Genomic DNA, 20909 nt, shown 5'->3' with positions numbered 1-20909 from the left:
CTTCACCTCGATATAAGTATAGCACTGATGAAAATATCATGTTTTATTTTAAAGGGCTTTAACACCGTTTTTATGGAGTTAAAATCAATTACCAACATTTAACTGAAGTTAAATTTTATAAATTAAAAACGGTAAACGACAAGTAAGATACAAAAAAACTAACCATATTTCTCTATTTCTCCATGATGTGATAGATGAACAAAATCATCTTGTGTATCGAGATGTAGATGAAGATAAAGATATCGTATTTCATGATACAAAAAGTATTACTCTATCTGATTATCTCAGCAAACATCCTATTGTGAAAAATAAGCATGTAAGTTAAATTATATTGTAATAAAAAACTCCACATGAGATAATTTAGTTAGATAAATTGAAATTTGAAAGCGAGTTGATTTTAATGTTAATTCTAATGTTACTAATGGAAGGTATAGTATTATGTTTTATACTTTTAATGTTTTGTGTTATTGGTATAGCAAATGGTCCTGAAAAATTTACTGTATTTTACGAAAAGAATGTTCAAGAAAAAGCAATAAAATTAGGATATACTACTCAAAAAGAAATAAAGAAACAAACCATTATATCAATTATAGTTTTATACTTACCTTGTTTTATTCTAGTGCCATTAATGGTTTGCTATATAAATGATGCAAAAGAGTTTGGAAATATTTTTATTCAAAGTTTATTTATAATGTATATAATGGGACTATTTGATAGATTTTTTGTTGACTGGTATTGGGTAGAACATACAAAAGCGTGGGATATACCCAATACAGAAGAATTAAAACCTTATATTCCTACAAAAATGAAAATAGTCAAATGGCTGGGAACCATAGTTGGATTTGCAATAATTGCTTTAATTATTGCTTTAATAATGAGTAAGATGGTTTGAAAATTGTAATTTGAAAAGGAGATATACTGAATTGGATACTAAACGGTTAGCAAAATTTCTTATAATTACATTTGTTATTACAGGGATAGCCTGGTCTGGACTTGCTGTGTTAACGAGTTTAAATATTATCCCATTTTCGCATCCTTTAGGCACTATTTTACATATTATAGGAGGATTCGGACCGACAATAGCAACTTTCTTTGTCTTAGAAGAAAAAAACACGGTTAAATCTATATTAGATTTTATTTTTGGCTACAGAAAGAAATCATTGATTTTTTTGTTTTTATTTTCTATTTTTGAAATACTGACAATAGGTTTATCGTCAAGGGAATTTAATTCCGCATTACCATGGTATTTGATGCCTTTAATCTTTCTTCAAGCAACATTTATATATGGCGGCGAAGAAGAATTAGGTTGGAGAGGTGTTATGCAGCCTTTATTAGAGGAAAAATTGAATTTCCCTATAGCCACAATCATTACGGGTGTTGTGTGGGGAATTTGGCATATTCCCCTTTGGTTTGTAAATGGCTCATCGCAACAAAATATGCCATTTCTCTTTTTCTTAGCGTTAGCTGTTATACTGAGCTTTTGGCTGGCGACAATTTACAAAAAAACGAAATGTGTTTTTGCTTGTAGTGTTTTTCATGGATTGACAAATACTCTTTTGTCTGTATTTATAATTAAAGTGAATGTTCTATTGGTAATAGGACTGATTGCTATGCTTGTATATTCAATATATTTATGGTATTGTGGAGAAGCAAAACAATAAATTCCAGTTTGTAGAGTATGAAAATCGAAATTATATCAATATAAAGAAAAACAGGTATTTCTTTGAGTTGAAAAGTAGTTATGAAACTATAAAATACTAGCTATAACGTAAATAGGTGTGATATGTCGTTTTGGCAATGCAACAAGTAAGCGACAAAAAGGCTTTAAATCTATTAAATATGTGGAGGTTATTTAAATGAAATTTAAAACAAAAAAGGATGTTATTTACTATATATTCAGTTTGATTTGTATACTGCTAACCATTTTAGGATTTATTCGTATTTTAAAAATTATTGACCTCACCTCTATGACTCTTATCGGCTCATCATTAATAATTGATTTAATTTTTTTGCCAATAATGTGTTATTCATATTATAAGTTAGACATGGTATCTTTGATAATTAGATTTGGTTTTATTAAGATAAATATACCATATACTTCAATAACAAAAATTATTAAAATAAACAACTCAATAGCTGCGGCAGCAACATCAACAAAAAGAGTACAAATCGATTATATTGATAAAGACAAAAAAGAATATAATACTATTTATATATCACCGATCAATAGAGATTTATTTATTAATGAACTTCAAAATATGATTAATAACAATACCTTATACTCGTAAAAATATCTCTAATTAGACAAAGTGAGGAAATCAATTTATAAGATTGGTTCCATTTTGTCAGTCGCTTTCTCATGCTGTCTAGAAATTACTGTCAACACAATCATTATCTTAGACCTTCATTGTGTTCATATATATTCGTTATTTTATAGAATATGTGATTTGAAAGATATAAATCAGCTATAAAAATGGATTCTATTTTAAAAAAGCAACAATTTTCTATAATATAGCGATAATGAATAAAAGTAATTTCGATTAGAATTTGACATTGTTCATAACATTTATATATGTTCAATGTTGATTTGAGATGTTCTGGCAATGCAACAAGTAAGCGACAAATAGGCTTAAAAACCCTTAGTTTATAAGGTTTCGGAGTTCTCAAAACGTTAATCAAAACAAATACGGAAAAAGATTCAAGATTATATCTTGAGTCTTTTTTTGTGCTTGTTAATGAAATAAATGTAAATAAATGATATAATAAGTTAATTAATAAAATTTCAGATGAAGAAGGTGATATTATGATTGATATAGTAGAAAGAAATGAAGTTGTACAATTTAAAAATGGAGATTTTGTATTAGATGTTACTATTGATTCTAATAAGGAAACAGTATGGTTAAATAGAGAACAATTATCACAATTGTTTGATAGGGATATCAAGACAATAGGGAGACATATTAATAATGCATTAAAAGAAGAATTAGATAATTCAACTGTCGCAAAATTTGCGACAGTTCAAAAAGAAGGCACTCGTCAAGTGACTCGACAAATTGAATATTATAACTTAGATATGATAATAAGTATTGGATATAGAGTAAAATCTAAAAATGGTATTCTTTTTAGAAAATGGGCTCATAATATATTAAGAGAATACTTATTAAAAGGATATGTTATAAATGATAGACATTTTCAAGATATTGAATATGTTACAAAAATGCTGGATCAATATAAAGAAGCAGGTGGGAAATTACCATCGAGTGATGCTATGTTAGAATTTTTAAAAGCTTATCAAAAAGGTTTTAAAATATTAGATGATTATGATCATCATACTTTAGAAGTACCTGAAGGACAAAAAGATGTTTATGTTATTCAATATGATGAATGTATAAAATTGATACACAATACAATGTTTGCAAACCAAGGAGATTAATTTGCAATTGAAAGAGATGATTCATTTAAAAGTAGTATATCAACCATATATCAAAGTTTTGGAGGTAATCACTTATATCCAACACTTGAAGACAAAGCAAGTGCATTATTATATTTTATTGTTAAAAACCATAGCTTTATTGATGGTAATAAAAGAATAGGGGCAACAATATTTTTATATTTTTTAGAAAAGAACAATGCATTATATAAAAATGGAAAAGAAAGAATTAATAATGATGCTTTAGCGACTTTAACGATATTAGTCGCAACGTCAAGACCAGAAGATAAAGATATTATGATGCAACTTATTAAGACAATTATCCAATAAGAGGAATATTCTTTAATAATGAAATGTTTTAACCATAATTCATTTTTGGTATCTTTTAGTTAATTGAAAGTGTTAATAAAATCAATGAATTTGGGATGTTATTTGAGTAAAACAATAATCATAATTGTTATGAGAGGATGAGAGAAGCATTTAAAATTGATGAAAGGCAAGAAAGTATATGAGTAAGAAAAAGAAAAAAACATACGAAGCAATATCATTAAGTTAAGGACTGAATGACATTCGAGGGTTATATTGCAAATATACCCTCTCTCTCTTTTTTTATTATTTTTCAAAGAAAAGTATTGACATTGCAACGATAGTGTGCGGCCTATTATCAATAAAAAATTGATAATAGGCCAATTGTTTATAGGTATATCTTGGAGGTACTTGATCATGAATAGCTATAAACATCTTAAAAACGTCCTTTTTCACAATATCAAAACACTTTCTCAAGTCTGTTCTATCTTCTGTGTCAATCCTGATGCTGATTTTACCAGAAACAGAAAGCTTGATTTTGAAACTATCATGAAGATTATCCTTTGCATGGGCGCTTCTTCCATCAAGGATGAACTTCTCAAATTCAATGATTTTTCTATTGATACTCCTTCTGCCTCTGCCTTTGTTCAGGCCAGAAGCAAGATCAAGCCTGAAGCTTTCAAAGCTTTGTTTGATGGATTCAACAAAAAAACTTTCAAGAAAAAGTTATTTCATGGCTACAGGCTATTGGCCATTGCTGGCAGTGAACTGCCTATTGACAATACCATCTTTGACGATGAAACAACTGAATTAAGACATGGCACTCTTGCAAAACCTTACTCTGCCTATCATTTGAATGCCAGTTATGATCTATTAGAACGTACATATGATGATATTATCATTCAGGGTGAAACCAAAAAAGACAAAAATGATGCTTTCTGTCAACTTGTTGACAGATATGATGGACAGAAAGCCATCTTCATTGCCGATAGAGGCTATGAATCCTACAATGGTTTTGAACATGTTGTACACTCAGGACATAAATATATCATTCGTGTTAAAGACATTGAATCTACGACTAGCATCACCAAGTCACTAGGACCATTTCCTGATGGTGAGTTTGATGTTGATGTGTTTAGAATGCTGACCTTAAAACAAAAATGACAAAAGCCTGTCCTGAAATATATAAAATTATTACCAAATCAATGAGATTTGATTTTATGGACAAAGAGAATCCCTGGTATGAGTTCAACTGTAGGGTCGTGAGATTCAAAATATCCGATGATAAATATGAAACTATTATTACCAATTTAAGCAGAGAGGAATTCTCAATGGAAGAAATCCGTGAAATCTACAATATGAGATGGGGCGAGGAAACTTCTTTTCGAGAACTCAAGTATGCCATTGGACTCAATGCATTGCATGCCAAGAAAAGAAAACTCATACAGCAGAAAATCTATGCACGTATGATCATGTATAATTTCTGTCAAAGGATTGTACAGGAAATAAAGATTCCTAAAAAGGACAGAAACAAATATACATATCGGGTTAATTTTACAAAATCCATACATATCATCAGAGAGTTTCTAAGAAAAAAAGGTGGAAAGAATCCACCTGTAGAGTATCTGATAGCTAAAGAGATTCTGCCAATTCGACCCAACAGAAAATACAAGCGACATGTCAAGCCAAAGACTGTCGTATGCTTTAACTATAGATATAACTAACATAGTTTATTATATACCTTGACAGATGTAGTTTCAAGACTACATTTTTTGAGCTTGAGTAAATATTAAAAACCAGGAAAAATATATTTCCATACAATTCCTGGTTAAATATTGTCATCTTAACTTAATGACATTGGTCCTGTATTCTCTTTGCTTGGATCAGCTGATTTTTCTTCATCTGTATAAATATCATAGAAAATAGAATCGTGATGATCAGTCATATAGTTAAGAACGTCAATCGTTGTTTGTGTATTGATATGGCTATGATAAGGAAGTAAAGAGTCAATATGATTGATCGTCAGTGATTCATCATATCCTCTCTCAATAGGGAAAATAAATTGACCATAACTCTCAAATCTTTCATCATGAACAATCTTACTGACAGTTGTCTTTTCATTGATTTGAGAAACTGCAGTTGTTTGATTATCTGTTGTCTGTGAAGCACATCCACTTAACAATAGACCCATACCTATCACCACCTTTAATAATTTTTTATTCAAGACTATCAATCCATTCTTTCACCTGAGTTGCTGTTTCATCTGGATTTGTATCGACATCTTGAGCACTGACTGTCAATCCTTCTTCGACAACTTGTGCATCAGGTTCAAGTTCCTGAATGGTTTCTATTGTTGAAGAAAACTGACTACCGGCATGGCTGCAAAATGGAATAATTGTTTTGCCACTAAAGTCATATTCATCAAAGAAACTATACATGACTTGAGGAAGAGCATACCACCAGATTGGATAACCCACAAAGATGACATCATAGTCTTCTAAATTATCAATATGACTTGTTAATTCTGGTCTGACATCTTGATCCTGTTCTTCTTGAGCATAATCAATGACATCATCGCTGGATTGAGGATATTGCACAGAAGTTGTAATGGAAAAGAGCTCTCCATTAGTATTATCCTGAATCATATTGGCTAAAGCACGAACAATTCCTACAGGTTCTCCCTGATATTGTGTGACACTGGCTGAAGAAGCAACATCAACTACACTGTTTTCACCAGAAGCAAAATAAGTAATCAAAATGTTATCACCATCTTGAATATAGGAATTCTGACTTGCCTGAGAAGCAGACGGTGAATCAGATGGACTGGCGCAGGCAGTCATCAAGCAAAGCATCATCAGACAAATGATTGTTTTTTTGATGTATTTCATTGGTAAGACCTCCTTGAAGTGATTTATGAAAGTTCTCCCCAAAACAACTGTTTTTCAATATGGCATGAAGGTTTAGAAAGGCATAAATATGTTATTGGGGAGGAAAAATATTGTATGGAAATGTGATACAAAAGAATGTTTGATTTTGGAATGTGTTGTTGAAATAATGGGAAGTTGAATTAATGATTCCAAAACCACAACAAACAATTGTATGTGTATTCATGAGAAGCTTTAGCATCATGTGAAGCTCCTTCTTTAATCAGATAGTTTAAATTTCCTTTTGTTTCATCATTGGCGAAACGAAAGATGTTGTTATCTGCATTTTTCATGGCTTCAATCTGTGATGTGAATGACTGATAGGCAAAATCATCAGTACCAGAAAAGGCAAAGATGAAGAAATCATTCCATGAATAACCAGCATTTTCCACAATGGAAGTCATATAATCTCCATCACTAGTTAAACTGCCACTCATAGGCATGAAATAACGAAAATAATCAAGACAGTATTCAAAAGTATGCCAAGTTGCGACTGAACCCATTGAGAAACCACCAAAACCTCTATGATCTCGTGATTGACGTAAACCTTCAGGCGTTGTATCTTTGGCATACGTACTGTATTTTCCTTCTACAGCTGGTATTAAATCATTGACTAGTTCATTATGATAGTTATCCGTTAATGTCAGAGCTAGACTATAGTTATCACTATCATCAGGATTTTCATTATTATAAGTTGGACATACAATAATGAGTGGATCCATCAATCCATCTTCAATCGCATGATCAATGGCATATTTTAATTCAGTTGGCTTAGAGGATGTTCCTAAAACGGTTGTTTCATTACTCCAGCCTCCATGCATTAAATAGAAAATGTTATAGGATTGATGGGGATCATATTGATAGGGAAGGTAGACATAAGCACTTTTCTGTAATGTTTTGTCATGGGATTCATAGCTTAAGGATTCATATGTTGTATAATCCAGTTGAACGAGTTCACCTGAATGTGTTGCCGGTGATTTATAATTTTCTGGAATGCTTTGAATCTCTAAAGCTGTGTTTTCCTGCTTAGAAGTTTGATTTGAAGAACAGCCAGCCAGACATGTTGATAATATTGTCAATGTGAGTAAAGCTTTCTTGATAGACATCGTTTATAATCCTAAACTTTCAACCCAGTCAACAATTTCACTTTCTGCATCAGTAACATCATTTCTGGAAATCGTTAAACCATCTTCAGTCACTGTTGCATTTGGCTGTAATTCTTCAATAGTACTGATGGTACTTGAAAATCGGCTGCCACCATGAGTATTAAACGGAATAATCGTTTTATCACTGAAATCATATGCTTCTAAGAATGTATATAAAGGCATTGGCATATCTCCCCACCAGTTTGGATAACCAAGAAAAATCACATCATAATCATCCAAATTGTCAATAGTTGTTTTTAATGCTGGACGTGCATTTTCATCCTGTTCATCTGCAGCCTGATCAACTAAAGGATCATGTGTTCCAGGATATGTCTGCTCTGTTTCAATCTGAAATAGATCACCACCAGTATTGTCTTGAATGACTCTAGCGACATATTCAGTTGCACCCATCAGTTCATCATTATTGATAACACGACTGGCAGATGAAGACATATCTGTTCCATCAGTTTCAGGCATTGTGAAATAGGCAATGAGTATTTTTCCATTATTTTGGATTTGACTTGTTTCTGGTGTAGAAGTTGTTTCGTTTTGAGATGCATTCTCTGACGTTGATGGCTGACTTTGACAAGCTGTTAAACTCAACAGCGAGCCAGCGCATAGTAGACTGATCCATAATTTTTTCATGTGAAGACCTCCTTAATCTGATATCATGTTGTTTAATCGTGAATCTTTAATTGTGATAATCTGACTTCATTGGCAGGATCTTCAGGATTGTGTGTTGGTTTACCTGTATCTAAAGCACGCATTTTTTCCATTTCTTGGGCATTCAATTCGAAATCAAAAATATCAATATTTCCTTTCATTCTTTCAGGATTTGTAGATTTTGGTAAAGAAATCACACCTTCCTGATAAATCCAACGTAAGATAATCTGACCAGCATTTTTATGATATTTGTCAGCTAATTCACAAATAACAGGATTTTCTAATAATTCTTTATTACCATGTCCTAAAGGATACCATGCTTCTAAAAGAATATGATTTTCATCCATCACTTTTCTGAGTTCTCTTTGTTGAACAAATGGATTAAATTCTACCTGATTGACTGCAGGCATGACTTTCATACCATCCTTAAATTGATTCCATAAGTTGACAGTGATATTAGAAATACCAATAGATTTCAATTTTCCTTCTTCATAAGCTTCTTCTAAAGCTTTCCATGCTCCTAAATAATCACCATAGGGCTGATGTAATAAATAAAGATCAATGTAATCTACACCAAGCAGTCTTAATGAATTTTCAATCCCTTTTTTCGCATTTTCATATCCATAATCCTGTAACCATAATTTAGAAGTAATAAAAATATCTTGACGATCAATACCACTATCTTTGATTGCTTTTCCAACATCGCTTTCATTCATATATCCAGCAGCTGTATCAATATGACGATATCCTGCTTTTAAAGCAGCTAATGTGGCATCGTAAGTTGGGCCATCGTTTGGAATCATAAAAACGCCAAAACCGACGGCAGGAATGTGTTGTTTGTTGTTGAGTTCAAATGTTTTCATATGTGTATCTCCTTTGTTGAATTTTCATGAATTTTAAATTTGTTTAAGTTTTTAGCAGTTGAATAACATTGATAATCAATGATTTCACTATGACCAAGATTGAGTTTATTCATTTCTATAAAATCATCCTGATCTAATTGAAAATCCCATATATCCATATTTTCAATCATGCGTTCTTGATGAATTGTTTTCGGAATCGCAATAATTCCTTGTTGGATTTGCCATCTTAATACAATTTGGGCAACTGTTTTATGATGTTTTTTTGCTATTTTTAATAATATTGGATTTTCAAAAATATGTCTTTGACCTTCATTCAATGGACCCCATGCCTGTGTTATACATTGATATTGTTCAAACAGGTGATGAGCTTCTTTTTGTTGAAAGAATGGATGATATTCGATTTGATTAATCATCGGTTTAATAGAACAGTTCATATATAAATCTACAAATCTTTCCGGACTAAAATTACAGACACCCAGTGCTCTGATTTTTCCTTTCATATATAATTCTTCCATGGCTCTATAAGATCCATAGTAATCACCATAAGGTTGATGAATCAGATACAAATCAATATAATCTAAACCTAAATTTTCTAAAGATGTCTGGAAAGCTTTCATTGTCTTTTCATAACCAGTATCTTGAACCCATACCTTGGTTGTGATAAAGAGTTCTTTTCTAGGAATTTGAGATTTTTGTAAAGCTTTACCAATTTCTTTTTCATTCAAATAAGCAGCCGCACTGTCAATAAGACGATAACCACTTTCTAAGGCATGAAGAATACATTTTTCAGTCTGTAAAGGTGGAATCTGAAATGTTCCATAACCTAACATAGGCATCATGACACCATTATTGAGTTTTTGATATTGCATTGACTTCCTCCTTTCACTTGTTATTTTAGAAAAAGAGTTGAAAAAAGTACAATATCAATATTTTATTGTGCTATAATTAAAATGCATAGTGAAATGGAGGTGTATTCATGATTGAATTTTATCAGTTAGAACAGTTATTAACGATTGCGAAAGTGGGAACAATTTCTAAAGCGGCTGAAGTTTTACTTATATCGCAACCAGCTTTAACACGTTCGATTCAACGTCTGGAAGATGAATTAGGTATTCAGCTTTTTGACCGTAAGAAAAATAAAGTTGAATTGAATGCAAATGGGAAATTGGCTGTGGAACTTTTTGAGAAACTTTTAAATGATAAAGAAAAGATTGTGAATACTTTGCAGGCCTATAATCGCAGCCAATACGAAGTGAAAATTGGGTCCTGTGCACCAGCACCAATCTGGGGATTACGTCATGTTTTCAAAAAATTATACCCTGAAATGCAAATTCATGATGTTCTTGATTCTCGAGAAGACATTTTACTGCAAGGATTAAAAAATTATGAATTTTCTATTATTGTTTTTCATCATCCTATTGATGATTCTGATTATGAATGTGTGCCATTATTTGAAGAAAATCTCTTTTTATCTGTACCACCAGCACATCCTTTAGCTTTATTTCCAGAAATATCATTTGATGACTTAAATGGTGAAAGTGTTCTGTTGTTGTCAAAAATAGGATTCTGGAATGAAATCTGTCAAAAAGTCATTCCTCAATCACATTTGTTATTTCAGGAAGATGGGCAGGTTTTCAATGAATTGATTAAGGCATCGGCATTACCTCATTTTAGAAGTGATATTACAATGAAACAGGAAGGAAAATCAGAAAATCGCAAGGCTATTCCTATTAGTGATCCACAGGCACATGTGATGTATTATGGGATTTATAGAAAAACAGATAAAAAAATATTTTCATCACTACTAACAGAAGTTCAAAACTTACATTGGGAAGATGTCAGTCAAGTCACGGAAAGTGTAGATAACAACAAATAAGACATGAGGAAAAATATGAAATATTTAAAAAAGTCAATCCAGTTTTTATTGTCCATAACATTATTCTTTTGCATGGTAGGATGCCAGCAAGATAATGTGACAGTTCAAAAAGAGTTTGATCAATTTTTAAATCAGGAATTTATAGAAACGATGGAAAACGATTATGTGACTTTACATACTTATGTGACTCATCCAGATGATTTTGGAATTGATATGAGTCAGGTAGAAGTTGGACTAGGCATGGGTGCATCTCAAGATGACCAGCAAAAACTCAAACAGGCGTTAAATGATACCTATGAACAATTAATGGGATTTGATTATGATGCTTTAACTGAAGATCAAAAAGATTCTTATGATATTTATAAAACACAATTATCAATTGATCAAAAATTGAGTGATGAAAAATTTGATTATTATGGTTCTTTATTTGCCAGTATGACAGGTTTACATTATCAATATCCAACTTTACTAACTGATTGGGACATACGAAATGAAGAAGATTTAAAAAATATGATTGTCATGGTTAAAGATATTTTACCCTATACGCAAGAAGCTTTAGATTATACAAAAACACAAGCTCAAAAAGGTTTGTTAATGATTGATTTTGATTCAGTGTTAACTTATTGTCAAAGAATTTTAGATCAAAAAGATCATAGTCCTGTTTTACAGGCTGTTTATGAAAATATTGAAAATCTAGATATCACAAAGCAAAAGAAAGAAGATTATAAACAACAAATGGAAGACGCTTTTCAAACGTCTTTCTTTCCAGCTTATCAAGAAATCATAACTACTTTATCTCATCTTAAAGATGGTACCAATAATGAGCAGGGACTCGCTCATTTCAAAGATGGTAAAGAATACTATGCTTTATTATTACAACAAAATAGTGGAACTGATCAAACAGTAGAAGAAGTCAAAAATATGATGGAAGATGCTTTTCATCAGCATATGCAACGTCTGGTTGTATTAGCTATTCAAAATCCTGAGCTTTATGAAGATTATACAAATGGGAATTTCCCTCAAACAAATTTCCAGAGTTACGATGAAATTTTGAAGTTTATTAAACAAAATTTATCGCAAGATTTTCCTGAAGTTGATCAACTGTCATATCAAATTCAAGATGTCAATGAAAATTTAGCTTCTGATTCAGGGGTAACAGCTTATTTTAATATTCCTACATTAGATGGAACACAAGTGAAACAGTTGCGAGTCAATCCTAAAACAAATGATGTCAAGACGATATCAACATATGCGACAGTGGCACATGAAGGGCTAACAGGACACATGTATCAATATGCGTATATGTATGAAAATCAGACAAACAATTTTAGAAAAGCCATTGCCAGCTGTCAGGCATATAGCGAAGGCTATGCGACATATGCACAATATGAATGTTTAAAGTATTTAACAGATAAAATTGATGAAGATGTTTTGCAGTTATATAAAGAAGCAGAATTATTGAATAATAGTTTAACGATTTTGATAGATATTGGTATTCATTATGAAGGATGGAGTCAAAGTGATGTTCTTGATTTTTTAGAAGACAATGGAATGCTTTTAGATGAAGAGTCTTTGTCAGCATTATATAAACAGCTTCAAGCTAATCCAGCAGCATTTGTTCCTTATTATGTTGGATATGAAAAAATAGCACAAATGAAAGAAGAAGCTCAAGAAACGTTAGGGGACAATTTTGATCATAAGTTATTTCATGAAGCGTTATTAGAAACGGGAACAGCGCCATTTGATGTCGTAGAACGTCATATTGATCGCTATGTGGAGAATAGCCAATGATGGACTATCTTATATCACCAGATTTGAGTTTAAAAGAGAATGTTTGCCAGTTTTTTGATACATATCAATGTATTTATACGAAAGAACATAGTCTGAAAGTTGCAAATGAGAGTCTGAAACTTGCTCATAGATTTGGAGTTGATCCTCAAAAATGTTATCAGGCAGCTTTATTACACGACATCAGTGCTGTGATTTCTCACAATCAAATGATGGAAATAGCGTTACAAAATGCCTGGACAATAGGTCCATCCGAAAAAAGTATCCATTCCTGCTGCATCAAAGAGTTTCCTCCTTATTTAGATGTTATTGAAGAAGGAATGAAGATATCATTAGCATATAGTGCTTATTTATTTTTAAAAGAACAGTTACAACATAAACGTATTTTATATCCACATCAGTGGTTAAAAGAAGCTTATGAAGATTTATCAAGAGAGGAAAAAAAGATATGAAAAAGTATAAAGCAGTTATTTATGATATTGATGGAACAGTTTTAAATACATTAAATATGAATATGTATCCATTAATGAGAATTATTAAAGAAGAATTAAATGAAGATTGGAGTTTTGAAGACGTTTTAAAATTTGCGGCTTATCCTGGTATGAAAGTGATGGAAGAATTAAATATAAAAGATAAAGAAAAAACATATGCCAAATGGGTTCAATATGTCAATGAATATGAAGAAGGAGCAACACTTTATGAAGGATTTGAAGAGGTTTTTATAAAACTGGAAGAATCAGGGATTATTCAAGCTGTGGTATCTGCCAAAACAAAGGCTCAATATCAAATTGATATGGTTGAAAAAGGGTTGGATAAATATATGAAAGCTACAATATTAGCAGAAGATACTGATAAACATAAACCAGATCCAACACCTTTATTAGAATGTTTAAAAAGATTACAGCTTCAACCTGATGAAGTGATTTATATTGGTGATGCTCGTTCAGATGAATTGGCTTCTCAAAATGCTCATATAGATTTTGGATATGCCAAATGGGGTAATGTCGCTAAAGAAGAAATGAAAAATGCAACAATTGTTTTAGAAAAACCATTAGATTTATTACAGCTTATATAAATGCAAGATCAAAATAACTTTGCATTAGGAAATGTATCCCAGCATATTTTACATATTGCTGGACCAATGATTGTTGCACAGTTTATCAATATTTTATATAACGTTGTTGATCGTATTTATATTGGAAGATTACCTGATGTAGCCACTCTTGCGATGAGCGGCTTAGGTTTATGTTTGCCATTAATTTCAATTATTATTGCTTTTGCGAATTTATTTGGTATGGGTGGTTCACCACTTTGTTCTATAGCGAGAGGAAGTGGAGATCATGATTTGGCAGAAGAAATTATGGGGAATTCGTTTTCTCTACTGATTCTTTTTTCAGTTTTGATTATGATCATTGGACTGTTGTTTAAAGAACCGTTATTATGGGCTTTTGGAGCCAGTCAGAATACCATTACATATGCAAATGATTATATGAGTATTTATTTATTAGGAACGCCATTTGTTTTGATTGGTTTAGGCATGAATAGTTTTATTAATAGTCAAGGTTTTGCGAAAATAGGCATGATGACAGTTTTGTTAGGTGCTATAACAAATATTATTTTGGATCCTATCTTTATTTTTGTTTTAGCAATGGGAGTCAAAGGCGCAGCGCTTGCAACTGTAATATCACAGTTTGTATCTGCCTTATGGACATTCCAATTTTTAACAGGTCAAAAAACGATATTGAAATTAAAAAAAGAAAGACTGAAATTAAAAATAAAACATGTGAAAAAAATATTTGCTTTAGGGATGGCTGGATTTATGATGGGATTGACAAATTCTGTTGTTACAATTGTTTGTAATGCCACACTTCAGACATATGGTGGAGATTTCTATATTGCGATTATGACAATTATTAATTCTATTAGAGAGGTTGTATCTTTACCAGGACAAGGCTTAGCTAATGCTTCACAGCCAGTGCTTGGCTATAATTATGGAGCTAAACAATATCAAAGAGTTTTAAAAGCTATTCGTTTTACAACAATCACTTGCTTCTTAACGAGTTTTCTTTTATGGCTCAGTATTACTTTGTTTCCTCAATTTTATATTCAGATCTTTAGTCATAATCCAGAAATCATAACACATGGAACGCAAGCTATTCATTTATACTTTTTTGGCTTTTTTATGATGGCTTTTCAAATGACGGGGCAAGCTGTGGCGGTAGGATTAGGAAAGTCTAAACAGGCGGTTTTCTTTTCACTTTTTAGAAAAGTGATAATTGTTGTTCCATTGACTTTGATTTTGCCTATATATATGGGTATTGATGGTGTTTTTATTGCTGAAGCTATCAGTAACTTTATTGGTGGAGGCGCATGTTATTTAACAATGATGTTGACAATTGGAAAAGATTTGAAGAAAAAACGTTTATCTGTCGCTAAAGGTTAATATAAGGAGAAAGACTCTAAGCATAAAGACATTTCTTTTTTCATATAAATAAACGGGTGATGATTCATATGAAAAAAATGATGTCTTTTATTATTCTTTTTGCTTTATGTACATGTTTATATAAACCAGTTATTCATGTTTCATCATCACAATTGTTAAATCAAAGAGTGATAGTTTTGGACCCTGGTCACGGGGGTTTAGACAATGGAGCGAGTATTGCTGGAGTCGATGAAGATGAATTAAATTTGAAAATCAGTTTTGCATTGAAAGAAGAATTGGAATCACGTGGAGCAACGGTTTATATGACAAGAACAGATGACCAGGATATGACAAGAAGAAATTATAACTATTCTAAACAGGATGATATGTATTTAAGAGCGTTAAAGATTGATGAATATCAGCCAGATTTATTTTTAAGTATTCATTTGAATTCTTCAAATTCTAGTGCCTGGGGATCACAAGTTTTTTATTATAAAAAAAGTGAGGATGGGAAAAGATTAGCTGATAGTATTCATAATCAAATGAAAACCTTAACGGGAACAAGGAAAAATATTTCATCAAGTAGTTTTTATATCTTGCGTGCAACACAATCACTGGGAGTATTGATTGAATGTGGCTTTTTATCTAATGCTAATGAAAGAGGACAGTTAAAAAGTCGCAGTTATCATAAAAAGCTGGCGACAGTGATTAGTGATGGAATACAGGGTTACTTTCAGGCTTTATCTGCTCCATTATAAAAATATATCTTAAAAAATAAAAAAAGTATTGACGAAAAAAGAAGCCTATGCTAATATATTAGGGCAGTCGTTAATGGGCCTGTAGCTCAGCTGGTTAGAGCGCACCCCTGATAAGGGTGAGGTCGATGGTTCAAGTCCATTCAGGCCCACCATTAATAACTGTTATATATATACATGGGCCTGTAGCTCAGCTGGTTAGAGCGCACCCCTGATAAGGGTGAGGTCGATGGTTCAAGTCCATTCAGGCCCACCATGTATAATTGAATAATGGGGCTTTAGCTCAGCTGGGAGAGCGCCTGCTTTGCACGCAGGAGGTCAGCGGTTCGATCCCGCTAAGCTCCACCATTATGTATGTAACCTATATATCAATATAGGTTTTTTTGTTATTTGATAGAAATTGGTCTATAATGGTAATGAGGTGATTTTGATATGTGTACAGCATTTCAATTAAATGGGTATTTTGGTAGAAATTTAGATCTGGAAACAACATTTGGTGAACAGGTTGTATTGACACCAAGACATTATTCTTTTCCATTAAAAAATGGAACATTGTTTAAAAATCAATATGCAATGATTGGTATGGCAACAGTCGTGGAAAATTATCCATTATATGCTGAAGCTATGAATGAAAAGGGATTATGCATGGCTGGCTTATATTTTCCAGGGAATGCTCGTTATTTTCCTGAACAGGCCAACAAAACCAATATAACGCCTTATGAACTCATTCCCTATATTTTAGGGCAATATCAAAGCGTACAAGAGGTCAAAAAGGTTATTGATCGTTTTCATCTTTTGGATATTCCATTCCACGAAAAATTGCCTTTAGCACCTTTACATTGGATTATTGCCGATCAAAAAGAGAGTCTGATTCTGGAATCAACAGAATCAGGATTGCAGGTTTATCAAGATGCTTTTCATATTTTAACCAACAATCCACCTTATCCGTATCATCAATGGAATGTCCATAACTATATGCATTTAACATCGTCTTATCCTCAAGATCATTTAACGGACCAATCATTGAAGCCTTATGGAAACGGATTTGGGACAATCGGTATTCCTGGTGATTTTTCACCTGCTTCACGTTTTGTGAAAACATTGTGGTTAAAGGAAAATGCTGTGATGAGTGAAAAAGAAGAAGAGAATGTCAGTCAGATTTTTCATATTTTAGATGCTGTAGCAATGGTCAAAGGTTCAGTGAAAACAGCACAAAATCAGGATGATTATACGGTTTATTCTTGTTGTATGAGTATGAATGAAGGGGCTTATTATTACAAGACATATGAAAATAATCAAATTCATTGTATTCAAATGAAAAATAAAGTTTCTGCTTCACAATTATCCATCTACCCATTAAATAGACAACAAAATATTCAATATCAATGAAACTGCGTAAGCAGTTTTTTTCTTGCTTAATCATAAAAACGAAGTATAATATTTCTAGATAAGGAGTTTATTATGGAAAAATATATTAGTGCTTATATTGTAACTTTTTATATATATGGTTTTGCAGGATGGATTTGGGAATCTTTGATATGTCCAATTATGACGCGTCATAGAATTAAAAATAGTGGCTTTTTAAATGGACCTATTGTTCCAATATATGGTTTTGGAGCCATCACTGTCTCTCTTTTATTTTCTGCTAATGAAAGTTATTTATCTGTTTTTATTGAAGGAGCATTTGTGGCCTGTGTGATTGAATATATAACATCATGGGCTATGGAGAAACTTTATCATAGAAGATGGTGGGATTATTCTGATAAAGCTTTTCATGTTAATGGAAGAGTTTGTTTAGAAGGTTTTTTAGTTTTTGGTGTTTTTAGTGTTGTTGCAGTGAAATTTGTTCAACCTTATTTGTTAGAAAAAATCATGCAACATGGCTTAATTACATTGGTTGTGATAGCAACAATGTTAACGACAATATTTATCATTGATCTTATTTTTACAGTCGTATCATTAACACATTTGGATGAACGTTTAGATGAATTTATGAAGGATATAGAATCATCAATGCAAAAATTGATTGATGATGTTGAACAAAGTAAACACAGTTTTAATGAATTAATGGATTTATGGAAAGAAAATGATATCTCAAGTTATCGTCAATGGATACATGATAAATCTATGAGTGAGCGTCGTATTATGAAAGCTTTCCCTGCATTAATGAATCATCAAAGAAAAGAGGAAAAACAGGATGGCAAGAAATAGACATGAAAATTATATTGTAAGAACATTGAATGGATTGGCATATGGCTATTTTGTGAGTGTTGTCTTTGGTATCATCTTGAAACAGATTGGGACGGCTGTTCATATCAATATGCTTTATCAATGGGGAGTCATGCTTGGTTATTTAATGGGACCTGCCATTGGTATTGCAATGGGCTTATGTATTGATGCTAGAGGGATGAATTTGTTGACGGCATTGCTGGCTGGAACGATCGGTGCCGGAACAATTGTTGTAGATGGCGGTCAGATATCGCTTGCGACGGGGAATCCATTGTTAGCTTATATAGCTGTCATTTTAGCAATTGAAGTAGGGCGTTTGGTACAGGGAAAAACACCTTTTGATATTTGGCTGGTACCAGTTATGTCAATTGGCTGTGCTGGTTTGGTTGTCTGGCTTATAGGACCATTTATGCATCAAATTTCTTTCTGGCTCAATAGTGTAATGAAACAATGTGCAACAATGCCTTCTGTTTTAATGGGAATGCTAGTTGCTTTATTAGCTGGTGTCATCACAACATCACCACTTTCATCTTTACTTTTAACAAGTATAATGGTTGATTTTAATGGTGTTGTTTTAGGAGCTGTACTGGCTGGAGTATGTAGTCAAATGATTGGATTTGCTGTGATGTCAATGAATGATAATCGTTTTGGTGAAGTTTTGGCTATTGGTTTAGGGACAAGTCTTTTACAGTTTAAAAATATTGTCAAACGACCTGTTATATGGATACCACCACTACTTGCCAGTATGTTAAGTGGAATGATTTCAGTGCTTTTTTCTTTACGTTGCAGTGTGCAAGGTTCAGCTATGGGACTAACAGGATTATTAGGATTAACGGATTCATTTTCAATCATGGCAACAACTTATTGGATACCACTGTTTTTGATAGATGTTGTTTTGCCAATGGTTGTTTGTTATAGTATGTATAAAGCATTTAGAAAATTAAATTACATAAAAAATGGGGATTTACAAATATCTCAAATTTAAAGATAGATATCAAATGAGGAATGGTGAGGAAAATGAAATTAAATGAATTACTAGATGAAATGAATTATCAGTTCATTCAAGGACATTTAGATGAAGAAGTTTCACAAATAGATTATGATTCCAGAACAGTTCAATCAGGCAGTCTATTTGTTTGTATTCCTGGCGCAAAGGTTGATGGACACTCTTTTATTGATCAGGTTATTCAAAAAGGTGCAAAGGTTATTGTGATTGAGCATCCAGTGGAATATCAGGAAGGAATCACTTATTTATTAGTTGATAATGCAAGAAAGGCTTTAGCGTTACTTTCTTGTGCTTTCTTTCATCATCCAAGTCGTCAAATGAAAGTCATCGGGATTACTGGAACTAAAGGGAAAACAACAACATCTTATATGGTGGCTTCTATTTTAGAAAAGGCTCATAAAAAAGTCGGCATCATTGGAACAATTGGTTCTATTGTAAATGGTGAATTTAGAAAAACAAAGAATACCACACCTGAATCTTTTGAACTGCAAAAATTAATGCATGAAATGGTGGAAGCAGGTTGTGAATATTGTGTTATGGAAGTTTCATCACAGGGACTTATGTTAGACCGTGTAACAGGTATTGATTTTGATATAGGTGTTTTTACGAATTTATCACCTGATCATATTGGTGAAAATGAGCACCGCTCTTTTGAACATTATATGTCATGTAAAAAACAATTGTTTCAAATGTGTCGCATTGGTTTATTCAACAAGGATGATGAACATTATTTAGATATGATAGATCGTGCTCACTGTCAGATTCAAACTTATTCTATAGATCAGGAAAGTGATTTACAGGCTTGCAACATCAATCTTTATCGTCAAGATAATATATTAGGTGTGACATTTGATACAAATGGTGTTATTTCAGCATCATTTCAAACGAATACACCTGGAAAATTTAGTGTCTATAATTCATTAGTCGCAATTATGATATGTCATCTTTTAGATATAGATGTTCCTTATATCCAAGAAGCTTTAAAACAAGTCAGTGTAAAAGGACGTGTAGAAATGGTACCAGTTCCTCGTCCATATACAGTTTTTATTGATTATGCACACAATGCGTTATCTTTTGATAGTATCTTATCGACTATGAGTGAATATCATCCTCACCGTATTTATTGTGTCTATGGATTAGGTGGACATAGAGATGTGCATAGACGTTATGGAGCTGGAGAAATTGTCGCAAAATATCATGCTTTCTCTATTTTAACAGCAGATAATCCACGTGGCGAATCAGTACAAAAAATCTGTCAGGATATTATTGAGGGGATCAATAAAGAAAATGGGGAATATATTGTTATAGAAGATCGTCAACAAGCCATTCATTATGCTCTTGAGCATGCTGAAGCTCATGATATTATTTTGTGTCTAGGAAAAGGGCATGAAGATTATCAGATTTTGGATGAAGAACCATTACCTTTTAGTGAAAGACAAATCATTGAAGAATATTTTCAACAGGAGGACTAAAAAAGACTTTTCATTCATATAGTATCTTGG

The 20909-nt window shown here is 32.3% G+C and carries 24 protein-coding genes and 3 tRNA genes; 21 read left to right on the top strand and 6 right to left on the bottom strand.

Annotation, left to right across the window (positions count from 1 at the left end; genetic code table 11):
• The first annotated feature begins 187 nt into the window (after positions 1-187).
• From B5E87_RS15075 to B5E87_RS15435, 8 genes are all read left to right on the top strand, one after another.
• Entirely contained in the window at positions 188-325 is a 138-nt protein-coding gene (locus B5E87_RS15075; protein WP_158095601.1) for a hypothetical protein, read from the top strand.
• Positions 326-421: 96 nt separating this feature from the next.
• On the top strand, positions 422-892 hold the full coding sequence (locus B5E87_RS10230; RefSeq protein ID WP_158095600.1) for a hypothetical protein: 471 nt from the start codon (positions 422-424) through the stop codon (positions 890-892).
• A 31-nt stretch (positions 893-923) separates the two neighbouring features.
• Positions 924-1661, top strand: a complete 738-nt coding sequence (locus tag B5E87_RS10225) for a CPBP family intramembrane glutamic endopeptidase (protein WP_087244825.1) — start codon at positions 924-926, stop codon at positions 1659-1661.
• Positions 1662-1856: 195 nt separating this feature from the next.
• A complete protein-coding gene (locus B5E87_RS10220) occupies positions 1857-2288 on the top strand; it encodes a PH domain-containing protein (RefSeq protein WP_087244824.1) in 432 nt (143 codons plus the stop codon).
• Between the two features lie 515 nt (positions 2289-2803).
• Positions 2804-3433, top strand: a complete 630-nt coding sequence (gene rhuM / locus B5E87_RS10215) for a RhuM family protein (protein ID WP_224759593.1) — start codon at positions 2804-2806, stop codon at positions 3431-3433.
• Positions 3434-3439: 6 nt separating this feature from the next.
• Complete coding sequence (locus tag B5E87_RS15445) at positions 3440-3760, top strand: type II toxin-antitoxin system death-on-curing family toxin (RefSeq protein ID WP_342670400.1); 321 nt, start codon at positions 3440-3442, stop codon at positions 3758-3760.
• A 393-nt stretch (positions 3761-4153) separates the two neighbouring features.
• Positions 4154-4900, top strand: a complete 747-nt coding sequence (locus B5E87_RS15440; RefSeq protein ID WP_241147163.1) for a hypothetical protein — start codon at positions 4154-4156, stop codon at positions 4898-4900.
• A complete protein-coding gene (locus B5E87_RS15435; protein WP_241147162.1) occupies positions 4897-5460 on the top strand; it encodes a transposase in 564 nt (187 codons plus the stop codon). Before B5E87_RS15440 ends, B5E87_RS15435 begins: the two co-directional genes overlap by 4 nt.
• A 119-nt stretch (positions 5461-5579) precedes the next feature.
• Here the strand turns inward: B5E87_RS15435 and B5E87_RS10205 are convergent, their stop codons facing one another.
• The 6 genes from B5E87_RS10205 to B5E87_RS10180 all read right to left on the bottom strand — a co-directional run bounded on the left by B5E87_RS10205 (position 5580) and on the right by B5E87_RS10180 (position 10200).
• Positions 5580-5927, bottom strand: coding sequence for a hypothetical protein (locus B5E87_RS10205; protein WP_087244823.1), 348 nt, complete (start codon positions 5925-5927; stop codon positions 5580-5582).
• A 25-nt stretch (positions 5928-5952) separates the two neighbouring features.
• Positions 5953-6624 (bottom strand): flavodoxin, encoded by a 672-nt coding sequence (locus tag B5E87_RS10200; RefSeq protein WP_206399294.1) that lies wholly within the window; start codon positions 6622-6624, stop codon positions 5953-5955.
• 179 nt (positions 6625-6803) lie between these two features.
• Entirely contained in the window at positions 6804-7766 is a 963-nt protein-coding gene (locus B5E87_RS10195) for an alpha/beta hydrolase (RefSeq protein WP_087244822.1), read from the bottom strand.
• A 3-nt stretch (positions 7767-7769) separates the two neighbouring features.
• On the bottom strand, positions 7770-8450 hold the full coding sequence (locus B5E87_RS10190; protein ID WP_087244821.1) for a flavodoxin: 681 nt from the start codon (positions 8448-8450) through the stop codon (positions 7770-7772).
• A gap of 32 nt (positions 8451-8482) precedes the next feature.
• Positions 8483-9331 (bottom strand): aldo/keto reductase, encoded by an 849-nt coding sequence (locus tag B5E87_RS10185; protein ID WP_087244820.1) that lies wholly within the window; start codon positions 9329-9331, stop codon positions 8483-8485.
• Positions 9328-10200 carry an aldo/keto reductase gene (locus B5E87_RS10180; protein ID WP_087244819.1) on the bottom strand — a complete coding sequence of 291 codons (873 nt, stop codon included), beginning with the start codon at positions 10198-10200 and terminating at the stop codon, positions 9328-9330. The genes B5E87_RS10185 and B5E87_RS10180 overlap by 4 nt, the downstream gene beginning before the upstream one ends.
• A 107-nt stretch (positions 10201-10307) precedes the next feature.
• Here B5E87_RS10180 and B5E87_RS10175 point away from each other — a divergent pair, with 107 nt between their 5' ends.
• The 13 genes from B5E87_RS10175 (at position 10308) to B5E87_RS10115 (ending at position 20879) form a co-directional block, all read left to right on the top strand.
• On the top strand, positions 10308-11207 hold the full coding sequence (locus B5E87_RS10175; protein ID WP_087244818.1) for a LysR family transcriptional regulator: 900 nt from the start codon (positions 10308-10310) through the stop codon (positions 11205-11207).
• A 15-nt stretch (positions 11208-11222) separates the two neighbouring features.
• Positions 11223-12998 (top strand): DUF885 domain-containing protein, encoded by a 1776-nt coding sequence (locus tag B5E87_RS10170; protein WP_087244817.1) that lies wholly within the window; start codon positions 11223-11225, stop codon positions 12996-12998.
• Positions 12998-13447, top strand: a complete 450-nt coding sequence (locus B5E87_RS10165) for an HD domain-containing protein (protein WP_158095599.1) — start codon at positions 12998-13000, stop codon at positions 13445-13447. The genes B5E87_RS10170 and B5E87_RS10165 overlap by 1 nt, the downstream gene beginning before the upstream one ends.
• Positions 13444-14070: an HAD family hydrolase gene (locus B5E87_RS10160; protein WP_087244815.1), complete on the top strand. Its 627-nt coding sequence runs from the start codon at positions 13444-13446 to the stop codon at positions 14068-14070. Before B5E87_RS10165 ends, B5E87_RS10160 begins: the two co-directional genes overlap by 4 nt.
• A complete protein-coding gene (locus tag B5E87_RS10155; RefSeq protein ID WP_087244814.1) occupies positions 14071-15438 on the top strand; it encodes an MATE family efflux transporter in 1368 nt (455 codons plus the stop codon).
• A gap of 68 nt (positions 15439-15506) precedes the next feature.
• Entirely contained in the window at positions 15507-16175 is a 669-nt protein-coding gene (locus B5E87_RS10150; protein WP_087244813.1) for an N-acetylmuramoyl-L-alanine amidase family protein, read from the top strand.
• Between the two features lie 75 nt (positions 16176-16250).
• Positions 16251-16327, top strand: a tRNA-Ile gene (locus B5E87_RS10145).
• Positions 16328-16351: 24 nt separating this feature from the next.
• Positions 16352-16428, top strand: a tRNA-Ile gene (locus tag B5E87_RS10140).
• A gap of 16 nt (positions 16429-16444) precedes the next feature.
• A tRNA-Ala gene (locus tag B5E87_RS10135) sits at positions 16445-16520 on the top strand.
• 84 nt (positions 16521-16604) lie between these two features.
• Positions 16605-17561, top strand: coding sequence for a choloylglycine hydrolase (gene bsh, locus B5E87_RS10130; RefSeq protein WP_087244812.1), 957 nt, complete (start codon positions 16605-16607; stop codon positions 17559-17561).
• A gap of 72 nt (positions 17562-17633) precedes the next feature.
• Complete coding sequence (locus B5E87_RS10125; RefSeq protein WP_087244811.1) at positions 17634-18383, top strand: putative ABC transporter permease; 750 nt, start codon at positions 17634-17636, stop codon at positions 18381-18383.
• Positions 18370-19386, top strand: coding sequence for a PTS sugar transporter subunit IIC (locus B5E87_RS10120; protein ID WP_087244810.1), 1017 nt, complete (start codon positions 18370-18372; stop codon positions 19384-19386). Before B5E87_RS10125 ends, B5E87_RS10120 begins: the two co-directional genes overlap by 14 nt.
• 32 nt (positions 19387-19418) lie before the next feature.
• The gene (locus B5E87_RS10115) at positions 19419-20879 is read left to right on the top strand and encodes a UDP-N-acetylmuramoyl-L-alanyl-D-glutamate--2,6-diaminopimelate ligase (protein WP_087244809.1); all 1461 of its coding nucleotides are present in this window, start codon (positions 19419-19421) and stop codon (positions 20877-20879) included.
• The last annotated feature ends 30 nt before the right edge of the window (positions 20880-20909 follow it).

The organism is Massilimicrobiota sp. An142, from assembly GCF_002160725.1.
GTDB classification, from domain to species: Bacteria; Bacillota_I; Bacilli_A; order Erysipelotrichales; family Coprobacillaceae; genus Allocoprobacillus; species Allocoprobacillus merdigallinarum.
Note: the sequence above shows the minus strand (reverse complement) of the source record. Positions and strands in the feature narration are given on the sequence as shown.

Excerpts from the sequence above, each read along its gene's own strand:
- B5E87_RS10230 (WP_158095600.1), top strand. The coding sequence starts at position 422 with ATGGAAGGTATAGTATTATGTTTTATACTTTTAATGTTTTGTGTTATT.
- B5E87_RS10220 (WP_087244824.1), top strand. The coding sequence starts at position 1,857 with ATGAAATTTAAAACAAAAAAGGATGTTATTTACTATATATTCAGTTTG.
- rhuM (WP_224759593.1), top strand. The coding sequence starts at position 2,804 with ATGATTGATATAGTAGAAAGAAATGAAGTTGTACAATTTAAAAATGGA.
- B5E87_RS15440 (WP_241147163.1), top strand. The coding sequence starts at position 4,154 with ATGAATAGCTATAAACATCTTAAAAACGTCCTTTTTCACAATATCAAA.
- B5E87_RS15435 (WP_241147162.1), top strand. The coding sequence starts at position 4,897 with ATGACAAAAGCCTGTCCTGAAATATATAAAATTATTACCAAATCAATG.
- B5E87_RS10205 (WP_087244823.1), bottom strand. The coding sequence starts at position 5,927 with ATGGGTCTATTGTTAAGTGGATGTGCTTCACAGACAACAGATAATCAA.
- B5E87_RS10200 (WP_206399294.1), bottom strand. The coding sequence starts at position 6,624 with ATGAAATACATCAAAAAAACAATCATTTGTCTGATGATGCTTTGCTTG.
- B5E87_RS10195 (WP_087244822.1), bottom strand. The coding sequence starts at position 7,766 with ATGTCTATCAAGAAAGCTTTACTCACATTGACAATATTATCAACATGT.
- B5E87_RS10190 (WP_087244821.1), bottom strand. The coding sequence starts at position 8,450 with ATGAAAAAATTATGGATCAGTCTACTATGCGCTGGCTCGCTGTTGAGT.
- B5E87_RS10185 (WP_087244820.1), bottom strand. The coding sequence starts at position 9,331 with ATGAAAACATTTGAACTCAACAACAAACAACACATTCCTGCCGTCGGT.
- B5E87_RS10180 (WP_087244819.1), bottom strand. The coding sequence starts at position 10,200 with ATGCAATATCAAAAACTCAATAATGGTGTCATGATGCCTATGTTAGGT.
- B5E87_RS10175 (WP_087244818.1), top strand. The coding sequence starts at position 10,308 with ATGATTGAATTTTATCAGTTAGAACAGTTATTAACGATTGCGAAAGTG.
- B5E87_RS10170 (WP_087244817.1), top strand. The coding sequence starts at position 11,223 with ATGAAATATTTAAAAAAGTCAATCCAGTTTTTATTGTCCATAACATTA.
- B5E87_RS10165 (WP_158095599.1), top strand. The coding sequence starts at position 12,998 with ATGGACTATCTTATATCACCAGATTTGAGTTTAAAAGAGAATGTTTGC.
- B5E87_RS10160 (WP_087244815.1), top strand. The coding sequence starts at position 13,444 with ATGAAAAAGTATAAAGCAGTTATTTATGATATTGATGGAACAGTTTTA.
- B5E87_RS10155 (WP_087244814.1), top strand. The coding sequence starts at position 14,071 with ATGCAAGATCAAAATAACTTTGCATTAGGAAATGTATCCCAGCATATT.
- B5E87_RS10150 (WP_087244813.1), top strand. The coding sequence starts at position 15,507 with ATGAAAAAAATGATGTCTTTTATTATTCTTTTTGCTTTATGTACATGT.
- bsh (WP_087244812.1), top strand. The coding sequence starts at position 16,605 with ATGTGTACAGCATTTCAATTAAATGGGTATTTTGGTAGAAATTTAGAT.
- B5E87_RS10125 (WP_087244811.1), top strand. The coding sequence starts at position 17,634 with ATGGAAAAATATATTAGTGCTTATATTGTAACTTTTTATATATATGGT.
- B5E87_RS10120 (WP_087244810.1), top strand. The coding sequence starts at position 18,370 with ATGGCAAGAAATAGACATGAAAATTATATTGTAAGAACATTGAATGGA.
- B5E87_RS10115 (WP_087244809.1), top strand. The coding sequence starts at position 19,419 with ATGAAATTAAATGAATTACTAGATGAAATGAATTATCAGTTCATTCAA.